Origin of the sequence: Paenibacillus sp. ov031, from assembly GCF_900143165.1 — a bacterium.
Lineage (GTDB): Bacteria > Bacillota > Bacilli > Paenibacillales > Paenibacillaceae > Paenibacillus > Paenibacillus marchantiae.
Genome location: NZ_FRDO01000001.1, coordinates 2178570 through 2193450, shown reverse-complemented (window position 1 = coordinate 2193450; position 14881 = coordinate 2178570). Strand labels below are relative to the sequence as shown.

Genomic DNA, 14881 nt, shown 5'->3' with positions numbered 1-14881 from the left:
TAGGGGAGGGGAAAACCTGTGGCGAAAATTCATGTGCTTGATGAACATATTGCCAACCAGATTGCAGCAGGTGAGGTGGTCGAACGGCCTGCTTCAGTCGTTAAGGAGCTGCTCGAAAACTCGGTGGATGCAGGCGCCTCCAAGATTGATGTTACGGTGGAAGAGGGCGGACTGCTCCGTATTCGGGTCAAAGACAATGGTTCCGGTATCGAGCCGGAAGATATGGAAAAGGCCTTCTATCGTCATGCAACTAGTAAAATAGCTCATGGCCGCGATTTGTTCCAGATCACAAGTCTTGGATTCCGGGGAGAGGCCTTGGCGAGTATTGCCGCTGTCTCCAAAGTGGAAGTGTTATCGGCCAGCGGGAATGATGGGCGAGGAAGACGAATCGTGATTGAGGGAGGCAAACTTCTCTCACATGAGGATGAAACCTCACCCCAAGGCACGGACTTTGAGGTGAAAGAACTATTTTTCAATACGCCGGCCAGGCTTAAATATATGAAAACGATCCAGACCGAGCTGGGACATATCTCGGATGTTCTCTATCGTATGGCAATGTCTCATCCTAACATCTCGTTCACGCTGCGTCATAATGAAAATACACTGCTTCAGACGCTGGGCAATGGGGATCTGCTGCAAGTGGTTGCAGCGATCTATGGTACTAGTGCCGCCAAAGCGATGCTCCCCATTCAGGGAGAGAGTCTGGACTATCGAGTGAGCGGGCTGATCAGTTTGCCGGAATGGACTCGTGCCAATCGTGGTGGCATGTCGACCATTGTGAATGGACGCTTTATTCGGAATTACGGGCTCAACCAGGCTATTCTGAAGGCGTATCATACGTTGCTGCCCATTAATCGGTTCCCACTTGTCGTGGTGCAATTAGAAATGCATCCATCCCTGGTCGATGTGAACGTGCATCCGGCGAAGCTGGAGGTTCGTTTCAGCAAGGAAGCGGAGCTGTATGAGTTTGTGGAAACGACACTGCGTGGAATTTTGCGGAAGGAAGTGCTCATTCCACAGGTAACCAAGCAGCAAATCAGACGTGGAGATAACAGTTCCTTTATCCAGGAACAGTTCCTGTTCCCGAGAGGTCCTCTAAAGGAGGAAACGGAATCCGCAGGGTATGGGCAACAGGGTCCATTGGGGAAATATGCTGGACTCACTAAAATGACTTCAGAGGACGATGATCTGGATGCTCCAGCTGATGTGGCTCCGGCTGATGTGCAATCAGAGCCTGATGGTAACGGTGAGGGTCAGACGCTGCCGTTGCCTGAAGCTCCACCCGAGATACCACCATCCTATGATCCATTTGGGATGTTGAGCGGGAACTCAGGATCTAATGTTTTGAAGAATTATAGTGATGACGAAAATTCCCATAGCGATTCAGCTTCTGCTGTGAGTGGAAGTACCGGTGCTGCTACAGATCGTGCTGCGCAAGATGCCTTACCTTCAACTGAAGATAAGGGGCTATCGACTTCAAATGCTCCGACTTCTGCGTATCGTTCCAATTCGATGAATTCTCCGGTTAGAGAAGGGCGTTCATCTTATAATCCATCTGCGGTGGCTGCAAAAGGAGAGCGGAGCTGGAAAGCTCCAAGTTTACCTGACCCGGCAAGGCTGGCATCTGCCGTTAAATCGGATGTTTCTATGCCTGCGTTTCCTGAACTAAGCCTGATTGGGCAGCACCACGGGACGTACTTGATTGCACAAAATCAAGATGGTCTATATCTGATTGATCAGCATGCAGCCCATGAACGGGTGAATTATGAGTATTATTACGAGCAGTTTGGCAATCCGGCTCAGGCTTCGCAGGAGTTGCTGCTGCCCATTACACTGGAGTTCACACCATCCGAGACGGAAAAGCTCAAAACAAGACTGGCTTGGTTCGAGCAGGCGGGTGTCTATTTGGAACATTTCGGTGGGCAGACCTTCCGGGTGCGTTCCCACCCGTTCTGGTTCCCCAAGGGGGATGAGAAAGACATTATTGAAGAGATGTCTGAATGGGTGCTGAGTGAACGTAGTATTGATGTTGCCAAGATGCGAGAAGCGGCGTCGATCATGTGCTCTTGCAAGGCATCCATCAAAGCCAATCAGAAATTGACGGATCAGGAGGCGGAAGTGTTGATTCAGCGTCTTGGTTCTTGCCGTCAACCGTATACTTGTCCACACGGGAGACCGATTGTGGTGTCATTTTCAACCTATGATCTGGAGAAATTGTTTAAACGGGTCATGTAGCTATTTAGGAGGAAATTATGTATATTACAACCGGTGAAAAGGAAGCAGGCCACCTTGTGGAACGTGCACGAAACCTTGCGGAAACAACGGGAGGAACATATGTACCACGCAAAAGGATGTCTTTACCTGCAATGATTGCACATTATGAGATTGATGAGATTATAGTTGTGCTTCAGGGTAAAGTTCGTTTGTTTCGTCCGGATTCACCGCTGCTTGAGTTTCACCCCAGTATGGGATTTGTTCGGGCCAAACGTGTGTTAAAAGGAGAAGCTGATCCGATGCTGGACGCGGGGGCAATCCTTGAAGGGGATACCGTTATCGATTGTACAGCAGGATTGGGCACCGATGCACTGGTATTCTCGGTTGCTGTAGGCAAAAGTGGTCGGGTCATCGCCTGTGAAAGTTCCCTGCCGCTGTACACGTTATTAGTAGAAGGCATGTCTCAGTACGAGAGTATTAAGCCTGCGGTAAACGAAGCTTTCCGGCGCATTGAGCTGCGGCATGCGAATCATCTCGATTTGCTGCGTTCCTTGCCAGACCGAAGCTGTGACACGGTATATTTCGATCCGATGTTCCGTGAACCAATGCTCGATTCAAGCGCCATTCAGCCATTGCGAGATTATGCAAATCCAAATGCACTGGATGAACAGAGTATTATTGAAGCGAAAAGAGTTGCCCGCAAGCGGGTAGTTATGAAAGAGAAGCGCGGCAGCGCGGAGTTTACAAGACTCGGTTTTGAAGTACATGACCGGGGCAATGCAAAAACACTGTACGGAGTGATTAATGTTGAAAGCGGAAGTTAAACCGAAGCTGCTTGTGCTGGTTGGACCAACAGCGGTAGGCAAAACAAGAATGAGTATTGAGCTTGCACAGGCGTTCAATTGTGAGATTATTTCGGGGGATTCCATGCAGGTATATCGCGAAATGGATATCGGGACGGCCAAAATTACTCGCGATGAAATGAAGGGTGTGCCTCATCACCTCATCGACATCCATGAACCGGAATACCCCTATTCCGTGGCGGAATTTCAGGAGAGCTGCACACGTCTGATTGGGGAAATCCATGAGCGCGGCAAGTTGCCTTTTATTGTTGGTGGCACCGGTCTGTATGTAGAATCGGTATGTTACGGCTTTCAATTCTCGGACAGCGGCTCAGATGAAGCGTTCCGGGATGAACAGTTCCGTTATGCAGAGCAACATGGCCCGCAGGCGTTACATGATAAGCTGAGGGTCATTGATCCGGTTAGCGCAGAACGACTGCATCCGAATGACCAGCGCCGAATTGTTCGTGCACTGGAGATCTATCACCTTACAGGTGAGAAGTTGTCCGAGCAGCTGGCTTCCCAGAAGAAAGAGTCTCCATATGACCTGCTTATTGTGGGTTTGACAATGGATCGTCAGAAACTGTATGCCCGAGTGGAAGAGCGAATTGATCTTATGATCGAGCAGGGTTTGGTAGATGAGGTCAAGTCTTTACTGGAGCGCGGCGTAGCGAGAGGACATATCTCCATGCAGGGGCTCGGTTATAAGGAAATTGCGGCTTATCTTCAGGGTGAAGTAAGCTGGGAGGCTGCGGTAGAGTGGCTGAAAAGGGATACACGTCGTTTTGCCAAGCGGCAATTGTCCTGGTTCCGGCATATGAAAGACATTGAATGGGTGGATATGACGGATACCGAAGATTTTGCAGGGAATTATGCCCATGTATGTGAGATGATCAAACGTAAGTTTGACTGAATATAGAAGGTGGAATTTGCCACCGATTAGGACTTTAGAACCTCTATCTTTTAGAAATAAAAGGTAGAGGTTTTTACTTTTTTTATATGAAATGATGTTATTAAAAGAGGGAATATTCGGAGTTCTATGCAGATTTAAGCAAAGAAATTCATTGTAAAAAAATAACATAAATATTAAAATGAATTCACATGACAGGCCATTTGATTTTGTTTGTAAGGTGAAGGGGGAGATTTTATGAGTGCAGAACCGAGCGGAGTAGCGAGTTTATATCTCTTTTTCTCAGGATTATTTGGAATTGGTTTCGCCATTGGAGGTCTTGTCGCCTTAATTTGGTTAATTATTGTTCTCATCAATACCAATACATACCTCAAACTCTTAATCCATGATAGAAAAAATCGGAAACATATGACGTTAGCCAGAGAAGAAGGGAAACCATATACAGATCCAGAAAAGTAGAAGGGAAACGTGGAAAAAGGTAGAATTTGTCCCTCTTTTGCAATTCTGACAAGCGGTGTATAATGGATAAGTCTTCTAGTTGCAAGCGAAGCTCAGGCATAGGTGCAAAATAGCAGGCAAGGGGTTTTTGTGGATTATATGAATCCGTTCATGATATAATAGCACGAAAGCTACTCAGCGATATTGAATATTACTTATAACACGAATTCAAATGAACCAATGGGGGTACGGCTAATGAACAAGTCCATCAACATCCAAGATACGTTCTTGAACCAACTGCGGAAAGAAAACATTCCAGCTACGGTCTATCTGACCAATGGCTTTCAAATCCGCGGAACGATCAAGGCATTTGACAATTTTACGATCGTCATTGACAGCGACGGACGCCAGCAAATGGTCTACAAGCACGCCATCTCCACGTTCACGCCGCAACGCAGCGTATCGCTGATGCAGCAAGATAATAGCGGCGAAGCTTAAAAAATTACGAAACCTTTTTATCAACCATTTCGTCTACATGTATAGGAATCGAAACAGAGCAACCTGAATAAGGGTTGTTCTTTTCATTCCGGGCAAAATAAGCTCAATAGGAGCTTGAGCCAGTAGACGAATAGAAATTATGCAACTGAAAGGGAGTCAGGAGGTAACATGCCAAACGATCCGTTGTCGAGGTCTAACAATCGCAACAGCAATAACAAGTCAACCAAAAAAGCGAAGCCAAAGACCTCTAAAAAGAAAAAAATTACGGGTAAACGCGTTGGATGGACACTGTTTTTCACCATGGCAATCGCCATATTCTGTGCACTGGGTGGATATTTATTTATTATGGTGAGTGGGGAAAATCTGCTCAAAGCCAACAAGGACAAAACAACAATCAATGAGACTTCAAAAGTATATGATCGTAACGGACAGTTAATGGGCGAGTTGTCCATTCAAAAGCTGGAGCCGGTCAATGAAGAAGATATTCCGGATTTAGTAAAGGAAGCTTTTGTTGCTACGGAGGACAAACGATTCTACGAGCATCAGGGCGTGGATATCTGGTCCATCGGACGGGCAGCGGTTAAAGACGTCATGGCCCGCTCCATGGTGGAGGGTGGCAGTACGCTGACTCAGCAGCTTGCGAAAAATATGTTCTTGTCCCGTGACAAGACCTTCTTCCGTAAAGCGACAGAGGTTTCCATTGCAATGGCATTGGAGCGCAAGTACTCAAAAGACGAAATTCTGACGATGTATCTGAACCGGATTTTCTTTGGTCATCAGCGTTATGGAATTAAGGCTGCGTCCGAATTTTATTTTGGCGTATCTGACCTTAACAAATTAGAAATCTGGCAAATTGCCACATTGGCAGCGATGCCTAAAGGGCCTTCTGCCTATAACCCGCTGAGCAATCCCAACGATTCCAAGGCACGTCGTGCTGTGGTATTGCAGCTGATGTATGAGCAAGGTTACATCACCAAGGCGGAAATGGATGAAGCCAAAGAAGTAGATTATGACTATACACCGCCTGAGAAAGATCAAAAGTATCAAGCCTTTATCGACTATGTTCTTCGTGAAGCGGAAAAAGTGACTGGTAAAACGGAGGATGATCTGAATATCGGCGGGTACAAAATTTACACGACGATGGATGCTCAGGCTCAAACAGCCATGGAAAGTGCTTTCTCGGATGACAGTTTGTTTGAGTCAAGTAAAGACGATCAGCCAGTTCAAGGTTCCATGGTAATTATGAACCATGAAAATGGCAGTCTCGTCGCCTTGATGGGCGGACGGGATTATCAAACAAAAGGCTACAGCCGGGTAACACAGAGCCGCAGACAACCTGGATCGGCATTTAAACCGATTGTGACTTATGCACCGGCTCTTGAATCAGGTAATTACAATGCAAACTCAGCTCTCAGTAATGAAAAGCAATGCTTCGGAAATTACTGCCCGGGTAACTTGCATGGTTATTCTTCAACCATTAGTATGACGGATGCCATTACAAAATCGGAGAATATCCCGGCAGTATGGCTCCTAAACAAAATTGGTGTGAATACAGGTGTTCAGTTTGCAAAGAGCGTAGGTATCCAACTTACGGATGAAGACAAAAACCTGGCGATTGCGCTGGGTGGTCTTAGCAAAGGTACGAATACGCTGGAAATGGCGCAAGCCTATAGTGCATTCGCCAATCTGGGTGAGTACCAGCAGGCGTATTCCATTAAGGAAATTAAGGATAGCGCGGGAAAAACGACCTATAAACACGATAAATCGGAAACGACACGTGTTATGAGTGAGCAAAATGCTTATTCCTTGACTAAGATGCTGCAAAATGTCGTGAATGACGGTACAGGTCGTTCAGCACGTCTGGATCGACCAGTTGCTGGTAAGACGGGAACCGTTCAAAGTGGTATCTCTGGCAACAGTGCTAACCGTGATGTTTGGTTCGTCGGATATACGCCAGAATGGACTGCTGCAGTATGGATGGGTTACGACAATCCTGATGCAACCCATATGCTCAAAAATAGCAGTAAGCTATCAGCGGCGTTCTTTGCCAAAGTTATGGGGGATGCGTTGAAAGGAGTTCCTGTGAAGGACTTCGAAGCTCCAGCAGGAGCCCAGACACCTCCACCGGAGAAAGAACCAGAGAAACCAACACTTTCAGTGAGTGGTTTGAATGGTGCGTATGATTCATCTACGCAAACTGTATCATTGAATTGGACTGCAACGGGAGATTCCTCGACACAGTATCGGATTTACAGAAAAGAGACATCTGAGGGACAGTTCACCCATCTATTAGATGCGGTTGGTTCGACCAGTGCGCAGGATCTAGGTGCACTCCCGGGTCTCACCTACGAATACTATGTGACAGCTGTTGATTCAGCTACGGGACTGGAGACTGATTCGTCCAACATCATATCGCTGATGATTGAAGCGGAGGAATTGGAACCGGAACAGCCAGATACGGGCGCGGAGCCAGGGACGGAACCGGGCACAGAACAGCCTGGAACAGAAAATCCAGACAACGGTTCGCCGGGGAATGGAAGTTCTGAGGGTAACAATGGCAACGGAAATGAAAATGGCAACAATGGTAACGGCAATAATGGAAACAACGGAAACAACGGAAACAACGGCGGGACAGGTCAAGGGAACGGACAGACCGGAGAAGGAAATACACCGCCTGGACAGGGAACAACAGAACCTGGAGGTACGGGTGAGGGTTCCAATGATGGATCTGTGACGACACCGGGCGAAGTGGTCACGCCACCAGATAGTGGAAACAACGGCAACAATGGAGAAACGAATGCACCGACAGATTCTCAAACTGGAACTGGCGGTTAACAAGAATAAGGCGCATTAAATCATTACAACCTAAAACCTGCTCCCTCATATTGGGGAAGCAGGTTTTTTGGTTTGTATAACCATTGGAGTGGAACCATAACTCTCTAATAGATGGGGCAAAGCTTGATTTTGAGTGTATAACTTAAATATGGTAAGCTGTAACTATTCGTAATACGTTGTGCAAAGCGGATTCAGGCACTTGTGGAATCGGTAATGCGGACGTTATTCGCTGTTCACCAATATCAGCAGGTCACGGACCTGTGGTCGGCAAAGAGGGGTTCGTATGAAACGGAAATTCGGGGACCGCGCGAACTGGCGCCGGATTACGAACCGACAATTTACATGCCGGTTCGTTCAATCCAAAATTTTTACGGGTTACATTACGTTGTATACGATACAAGATTTGAAAGAGCCTTTGTGGAAAACCTATGGAGGAAGTACATTTTGCATTGCGGATAAAGGTTATTCCTGGTTGCAGTATTATCCGAAGGGCGAGCACTTTGTTGTTACGGCCATGTTTGACGATCAGGAACGGATCGTTGAATGGTACATTGATACATGCCGCAGCCAGGGCATAACCGATCAGGGTGTTCCGTGGTTTGATGATCTGTATCTGGATGTCGTTGTCCTGAAGGATGGAGAAATATTTTTGCTGGACGAGGATGAACTTGAAGATGCTCTTTCACGTAAGCACATTACGACGGGGGATTATGATCTGGCTAACCGGACAGCCAAGGAATTGTTGCATGCCATTGATGCTCATGTGTTTCCTTATTTCCAGCTGTCTTTGAAGCATAGACAATCCTTGTTTGAGAATGGGGAGTTCAGAAAAAATATTCAGATTTAGTCATGGAAAAGTCGCAGAATTCTTCGCCATCCTTCTAATATTAGAGCACCTGATAGAATACATTAATAATCAGGAGAGTTCAGCCCGATAAAATAGAGGTGATGGCGAATGAACGGACGGGTCATGGCTGCAGGAGGGCAACCGGGAGGCAGACCATCCAGACAAATTAATGTTGTTTTGCGTAACCAGGAACCTCAGATGCTGGTCAAAGAAGAAGATACGGCAATACAAGCGGCAAAAGGATTAGCCAAACATGCGCATTTTCAGGAGATTCAAGGTGAATTGGAGCAGCTGGTTGGACTCGAAAATATCAAGGATTTAGTATTTGAAATCTATGCTTTCTTACAGATTGCCCAAATGCGTACCGAAGCTGGACTGATAAGTGGGGCGCACGTGTATCATATGATTTTCAAAGGCAATCCGGGAACCGGAAAAACAACGGTAGCACGAATCGTTGCGAAGCTGTTTCAGAAGATGGGTGTATTGAGTAAGGGTCATTTGATTGAAGTGGAACGTGCAGACTTGGTCGGAGAATACATCGGGCATACGGCACAAAAAACGAGGGATTTGGTCAAAAAGGCATTGGGTGGAATCTTATTTATTGATGAGGCGTACAGTCTGGCTCGCGGGGGCGAGAAGGATTTTGGGAAGGAAGCTATCGACACACTTGTAAAGTCAATGGAAGATAATAAAAATCAATTTATCCTCATTTTGGCGGGTTACTCGGAAGAAATTGATTTTTTTCTACAGACGAATCCCGGATTACCTTCCCGTTTTCCGATCCAGGTTGAATTTCCAGACTATAGCATTGATCAATTGATTCAAATCTCCGAAATTATGGCTAAGGAACGTGACTATATTCTCATGCCACAGACCATACTCAAACTAAAGCAGCATCTGCTTCAGGAAAAAAATGAATCTCTTCATGCGTTCAGCAATGCCCGATATGTCCGAAATGCCATTGAACGATCGATTCGCCATCAGGCAGTTCGACTATTGGAACAGTATACCCAGGGAAATCCGGGAAAACTAGAGCTGATGACCATCCGCACAGAGGATTTGAAGTTTGAGCAAAAGTAAGCGATAATATAATTTTTAACGCAGCCGGCCGGGTTAACCGGTTCGGCTTAAAGCATGCCATCTAAGGTGGCACAGAATATATGCGGAAACGTAGTAGAAGGAGTGAATATACACGATGACAAATGGAACACATGATACAGATATGGTGAAGAAGGATCGCGCCGTGTTGGTGAGTCTGGTTACCGATGAGGTCAAACGTTCGGGTATTAACCCGGAGTACTCCCTTGAGGAGTTGGTAAAACTGGCCGAGACGGCAGGCGTGGAAGTGCTGAGTGTATTGTCACAGAACCTGAAAACCCGGGACACCAAATGGTTCATTGGTAAGGGGAAAGTGGAAGAACTTCGTGCAGTGGCTGAGGAAATGGGAGCAACAACAGCTATTTTTGACCAGGAGCTGTCCGGTGCTCAAGTTCGTAACCTGGAAGAAGCGTTGGATCTCAAAATTATTGACCGCACCCAGCTGATTTTGGATATCTTTGCGCAGCGCGCCAACACAAGAGAAGGTATTATCCAGGTTGAGTTGGCTCAGTTGAGCTATTTGTTACCACGTTTGTCGGGTCACGGAAAGAATTTGTCCAGACTTGGTGGCGGAATTGGAACGCGGGGTCCAGGTGAAAGTAAACTGGAGACGGATCGTCGACATATTCGTGGCCGCATAGATGACTTGAAGCGTCATTTGGAAGAAGTGACACGTCATCGCAAGCTGCACCGGGAACGTCGCAAGAAGACGGGGATCGTTCAGGTAGCCCTTGTAGGTTATACGAATGCGGGTAAATCCACCTTGCTTAAACAATTAACGGCCGCAGATGTGTATATTCAAGACCAGCTGTTTGCCACACTGGATCCAACCTCACGGACGATGGAACTGCCAAGTGGTAAAGAAATCGTACTCACAGATACGGTTGGGTTTATACAAAACCTTCCTCATGATCTGATTGCGGCTTTCCGGGCAACGCTGGAGGAAGTGAATGAAGCGGACCTTATATTACATGTGGTCGATGCATCATCTGCAATGCGTGAAGACCAGATGAGAACTGTACACACGATTTTGCAGCAACTGGGTTCAGGGGACAAGCCTCAATTGGTATTGTATAACAAAAAGGATGCTTGTACACCGGAGCAGCTTGAGATGCTTCCTTTGGATAAAGAACATATCAAAGTGAGCGCTCTAGATGCAGATGACTTGCTGAAAATTCGTGAGCTTATCCAGGCTGAATTGACTGGCGCTACCAAACGGTTCCGTATTCCGGCTGAGCGTGGCGATCTTACATCTGTACTTTACAAAATAGGCGATGTTGTTGAGACCACATTTGAAGATAATGATGTAATTTATGAAGTGGAACTGCAAAAAGGCGAATATGAGAAATTCGGTTATTTACTTGAAGATTTCATACAACTGTAACATCGATGACATATTTGTGTGATAAGTTGACACGATAATTGATGTTTGACGTCAGATTCGTGCTATGAAGGGGAATGAAGCAAGATGGCAAGCTTTGATTCAGAGATTATTGAACTTCAACGACAGGTTGAAACTAAGATTGAGGGGCAATTGCAACAGATTGACCGGATCACCGATCATAACCAATGGAAAGTAATCAATGCTTTTCAGCGTAGAAAAGTCAGTGATTTTCACTTTGCGGGTTCAACGGGGTACGCTTATAACGATCGCGGGCGTGAGGTGCTTGATGAAGTGTATGCCGATGTGTTTGGTGCAGAGGCGGCACTGGTGCGTCCCCATTTTGCATCAGGTACACATACTATTGCTACAGCTTTGTTCGGTGTACTTCGTCCAGGTGACGAGTTGTTGTACATTACGGGTAAGCCCTATGACACATTACATAAAGTCATTGGCAAGCCTGGTGATGGAACAGGATCATTACGGGATTTCGGAATTGGCTATCAAGAGACGGCTCTGTTAGAAGATGGCGGAGTAGATTGGGCGGCGGTAGAGAAAAGTATCAATGCAGCGACAAAAGTCATTGGTATTCAACGCTCCAGAGGATATGATTGGAGATCTTCCTTCTGTATTGAAGAAATCGCTGATATGGTTACACGTGTAAAGGCGATCAAGGAAGATGTCATCGTATTTGTGGATAACTGTTATGGTGAATTCACGGAGGAACGTGAACCAACTGAAATCGGGGTAGACCTGATGGCAGGTTCACTGATTAAAAATCCCGGTGGAGGTCTAGCGGAAACCGGTGGATACATATGCGGGAAGGAAAAGTACGTGCAATTGGCTGCCTATCGTTTGACTGCTCCTGGAATTGGCGGTGAGGTTGGCGCGATGTTGGGAACAACTCGTGGCATCTACCAAGGACTTTACATGGCTCCGACAATTGTAGGACAGGCCATTAAAGGGAGCACATTCGCTGCGGCGATGTTTGCTGCATCCGGATTTGTAACCAAACCGGCATGGAACGAGATGCGTACAGATCTGATTCAGGCTGTTCAATTCAGTTCGGCCGAGCATTTAATTGCCTTTGTACAAGGGATACAGCGGGCTGCTGCTGTAGATAGCCATGTAGTTCCTGAACCTTGGGACATGCCGGGTTACGAGCACCCTGTCATCATGGCGGCAGGTACGTTTATACAGGGTGGAAGCCTTGAATTGTCTGCAGATGCGCCTATCCGTGAGCCTTTTATTGGCTATATGCAGGGCGGTTTAACGTACTCTCATGTTAAATATGGCGTTTTGATGTCATTACAGACCATGAAAGAACGCAAATTATTGTGAGTTTATCTAACACATCATTGACACTTAGTAACAACTAAATGTACAATAGAGTGAAGAATAGATGACTGGAAGGTTGATGAATGATGGGTGACGAAATTCGCAGAAATATGGCCTTATTCCCGATAGGTATTGTAATGAAACTTACGGATCTGTCCGCGCGTCAGATTCGTTATTATGAGCAGCACAGTTTGATTGTTCCTGCGAGAACGTCAGGTAATCAGCGTTTGTTCTCTTTCAATGACGTAGAACGATTGCTGGAAATCAAGGCTCTGATTGAAAAAGGAGTTAACATTGCAGGCATTAAACAAGTGATGAATCCTGTATCTAAAGAGTCAGAAGAAGCGACTGTTATTACAGCCGATACGGAAGTGAAACGTAGAGAACTATCGGACTCCCAACTACACCGTCTGCTTAAACAACAACTGGTGTCAGGTAAGAGACCTGGACAAGTATCTCTCATCCAGGGAGAGCTTTCCCGTTTCTTTAATAAAAAATAAGTTCGTATAACCTCGTAAGTCAGGGGAAATCCTGCTTTTGGGTAGGAGGACTCCTTGACCCATGCAATATTCTAATGTACAAATATAACAGGCAAGCCAAATACGCAGAGAAGAAAGGGAGAGGGTATCGTGAGTTTTACTAAAGAAGACATACTACGTATCTCAAAAGAAGAAAATGTACGATTCATTCGTTTGCAATTTACCGATTTGCTTGGAGCAATCAAAAACGTTGAGATCCCTGTGAGCCAGCTTACTAAGGCTCTGGACAATAAAATGATGTTTGATGGATCTTCCATTGAAGGTTATGTGCGTATTGAAGAGTCCGACATGTACCTCTATCCGGATCTCGATTCTTGGCTGATTTTCCCTTGGGTAGCCGAGAACCGTGTTGCTCGACTGATTTGCGACGTATATCTTCCGGATGGTAATCCGTTTCCAGGAGATCCGCGTGGCATCTTGAAACGAAACCTGAAAGAAGCCGAAGAAATGGGATTCACTTCCTTCAACGTCGGTCCTGAACCAGAGTTCTTCTTGTTCAAAACAGACGAAAAAGGAAACCCGACTAACGAACTGAATGACCAAGGTGGATATTTCGACCTAGCGCCTACGGATCTTGGTGAAAACTGTCGTCGTGACATTGTTATCACACTTGAAGAAATGGGCTTTGAGATCGAAGCTTCCCACCATGAGGTAGCTCCAGGTCAGCATGAGATCGACTTTAAATATGCTGATGCTCTAAAAGCAGCAGACCAGATCCAAACGTTCAAACTCGTTGTTAAAACGATTGCACGTCAGCATGGTCTACATGCTACCTTTATGCCGAAACCACTGTTTGGTATGAACGGTTCCGGTATGCACTGTAACCAATCCTTGTTCCAAGGCAAAGTGAACGCATTCGTAGACGAGTCGGACGAGCTGGGTCTGAGCAAAACTGCACGTCACTTCATGGCTGGAACTTTGAAGCATGCGCGTGCGTTTGCTGCAATTACGAACCCAACTGTGAACTCATACAAACGTCTTGTACCAGGTTACGAAGCACCTTGTTATGTAGCTTGGTCTGCTAGTAACCGTAGTCCAATGATCCGTATTCCAGCTTCCCGTGGTCTGAGCACACGTGTTGAAGTACGTAACCCGGATCCGGCTGCGAACCCTTACCTTGCCTTGGCTGTTTTGCTGAAAGCAGGTTTGGATGGAATCAAACGTGAGCTTTCCTTACCAGCTCCGATTGACCGTAACATCTACATCATGTCAGAAGAAGAGCGCGTGGAAGAAGGCATTCCAAGCTTGCCAGCTGACCTGAAAGAAGCATTGAACGAATTGATCCGCAGCGAAGTCATCTGTGATGCACTTGGCGACCACGCCCTGGCTCACTTCTATGAGCTGAAAGAAATTGAGTGGGACATGTACCGTACACAAGTCCACCAATGGGAACGCGATCAATATATCACGTTGTACTAATTGAATAAACCTTATACCTTTGGGGTTTTTTGAGGATTTAAATGGGGGACGTTTGAATGGGGATTATACTTCTATTGAGGAGTGTCCCCCAAACGTCCCCCATTTTGATTTTTCGAACCAAGAATGTTGGCGATATACTGTTCATACTTCTCAATATTGCGTTGCTCTAACTTTTTGGAGATGTGAGCATATATTTCGGAGGTGATTTGCACACTTCCATGACCAAGCCGTTCTCGAACAAATCTTGCCGAACTACAGACAACGGAAAAGGACAAACTGGTTGATGCGCTCAACGAGGTTTTTACACATGTCGATGAGGGGAAAGAGCTTGTCAAAACCGCCGTCATCGTCAAAAGGGGAACGGTAGCAGGGACTTCCCCGCATTCATTCCAGCATCTCGCAGATGGCATTGAAACCATCGAAACGTCTACGGTGATTAACGGCTAACAGAAGGTATCGCGGACATACGCGGAGAGTATCGCGGCTAATGACCCGGTGTATGTGTCGAAAACGTTTGAGCTA

At 46.2% G+C, this 14881-nt stretch carries 12 protein-coding genes; all 12 read left to right on the top strand.

Going from position 1 to position 14881, the window contains the following annotated elements:
- Positions 1–18: 18 nt before the first annotated feature.
- The 12 genes from mutL (at position 19) to glnA (ending at position 14359) form a co-directional block, all read left to right on the top strand.
- Positions 19–2235, top strand: a complete 2217-nt coding sequence (gene mutL, locus BUA17_RS09335) for a DNA mismatch repair endonuclease MutL (protein WP_072733321.1) — start codon at positions 19–21, stop codon at positions 2233–2235.
- 17 nt (positions 2236–2252) lie between these two features.
- Positions 2253–3038, top strand: a complete 786-nt coding sequence (locus tag BUA17_RS09330) for a class I SAM-dependent methyltransferase (protein ID WP_063563082.1) — start codon at positions 2253–2255, stop codon at positions 3036–3038.
- Positions 3019–3969, top strand: a complete 951-nt coding sequence (gene miaA, locus BUA17_RS09325; protein ID WP_072733320.1) for a tRNA (adenosine(37)-N6)-dimethylallyltransferase MiaA — start codon at positions 3019–3021, stop codon at positions 3967–3969. Before BUA17_RS09330 ends, miaA begins: the two co-directional genes overlap by 20 nt.
- A gap of 234 nt (positions 3970–4203) precedes the next feature.
- Positions 4204–4425: a hypothetical protein gene (locus BUA17_RS09320; protein ID WP_072733319.1), complete on the top strand. Its 222-nt coding sequence runs from the start codon at positions 4204–4206 to the stop codon at positions 4423–4425.
- A gap of 234 nt (positions 4426–4659) precedes the next feature.
- Complete coding sequence (gene hfq / locus BUA17_RS09315; RefSeq protein WP_017687918.1) at positions 4660–4902, top strand: RNA chaperone Hfq; 243 nt, start codon at positions 4660–4662, stop codon at positions 4900–4902.
- Positions 4903–5070: 168 nt separating this feature from the next.
- Positions 5071–7737 (top strand): penicillin-binding protein 1A, encoded by a 2667-nt coding sequence (locus BUA17_RS09310; RefSeq protein ID WP_072733318.1) that lies wholly within the window; start codon positions 5071–5073, stop codon positions 7735–7737.
- Positions 7738–8020: 283 nt separating this feature from the next.
- Positions 8021–8584 (top strand): ribonuclease FAU-1 family protein, encoded by a 564-nt coding sequence (locus tag BUA17_RS09305; protein ID WP_053780865.1) that lies wholly within the window; start codon positions 8021–8023, stop codon positions 8582–8584.
- Positions 8585–8692: 108 nt separating this feature from the next.
- Positions 8693–9664, top strand: a complete 972-nt coding sequence (locus BUA17_RS09300; RefSeq protein ID WP_072733317.1) for an AAA family ATPase — start codon at positions 8693–8695, stop codon at positions 9662–9664.
- Between the two features lie 115 nt (positions 9665–9779).
- Positions 9780–11066 carry a GTPase HflX gene (gene hflX / locus BUA17_RS09295; RefSeq protein WP_024630468.1) on the top strand — a complete coding sequence of 429 codons (1287 nt, stop codon included), beginning with the start codon at positions 9780–9782 and terminating at the stop codon, positions 11064–11066.
- A gap of 84 nt (positions 11067–11150) precedes the next feature.
- Positions 11151–12404 carry a methionine gamma-lyase family protein gene (locus tag BUA17_RS09290; RefSeq protein WP_072733316.1) on the top strand — a complete coding sequence of 418 codons (1254 nt, stop codon included), beginning with the start codon at positions 11151–11153 and terminating at the stop codon, positions 12402–12404.
- A gap of 83 nt (positions 12405–12487) precedes the next feature.
- A complete protein-coding gene (locus BUA17_RS09285; RefSeq protein WP_063563200.1) occupies positions 12488–12901 on the top strand; it encodes a MerR family transcriptional regulator in 414 nt (137 codons plus the stop codon).
- Positions 12902–13030: 129 nt separating this feature from the next.
- A complete protein-coding gene (glnA, locus tag BUA17_RS09280) occupies positions 13031–14359 on the top strand; it encodes a type I glutamate--ammonia ligase (protein WP_063562869.1) in 1329 nt (442 codons plus the stop codon).
- Positions 14360–14881: the final 522 nt, after the last annotated feature.

What these genes read in the sequence shown, in the direction of transcription:
- miaA (WP_072733320.1), top strand. Translation starts at nt 3,019, where the DNA reads ATGTTGAAAGCGGAAGTTAAACCGAAGCTGCTTGTGCTGGTTGGACCA.
- hfq (WP_017687918.1), top strand. Translation starts at nt 4,660, where the DNA reads ATGAACAAGTCCATCAACATCCAAGATACGTTCTTGAACCAACTGCGG.
- hflX (WP_024630468.1), top strand. Translation starts at nt 9,780, where the DNA reads ATGACAAATGGAACACATGATACAGATATGGTGAAGAAGGATCGCGCC.
- BUA17_RS09300 (WP_072733317.1), top strand. Translation starts at nt 8,693, where the DNA reads ATGAACGGACGGGTCATGGCTGCAGGAGGGCAACCGGGAGGCAGACCA.
- BUA17_RS09290 (WP_072733316.1), top strand. Translation starts at nt 11,151, where the DNA reads ATGGCAAGCTTTGATTCAGAGATTATTGAACTTCAACGACAGGTTGAA.
- BUA17_RS09330 (WP_063563082.1), top strand. Translation starts at nt 2,253, where the DNA reads ATGTATATTACAACCGGTGAAAAGGAAGCAGGCCACCTTGTGGAACGT.
- BUA17_RS09310 (WP_072733318.1), top strand. Translation starts at nt 5,071, where the DNA reads ATGCCAAACGATCCGTTGTCGAGGTCTAACAATCGCAACAGCAATAAC.
- BUA17_RS09285 (WP_063563200.1), top strand. Translation starts at nt 12,488, where the DNA reads ATGGGTGACGAAATTCGCAGAAATATGGCCTTATTCCCGATAGGTATT.
- BUA17_RS09320 (WP_072733319.1), top strand. Translation starts at nt 4,204, where the DNA reads ATGAGTGCAGAACCGAGCGGAGTAGCGAGTTTATATCTCTTTTTCTCA.
- BUA17_RS09305 (WP_053780865.1), top strand. Translation starts at nt 8,021, where the DNA reads ATGAAACGGAAATTCGGGGACCGCGCGAACTGGCGCCGGATTACGAAC.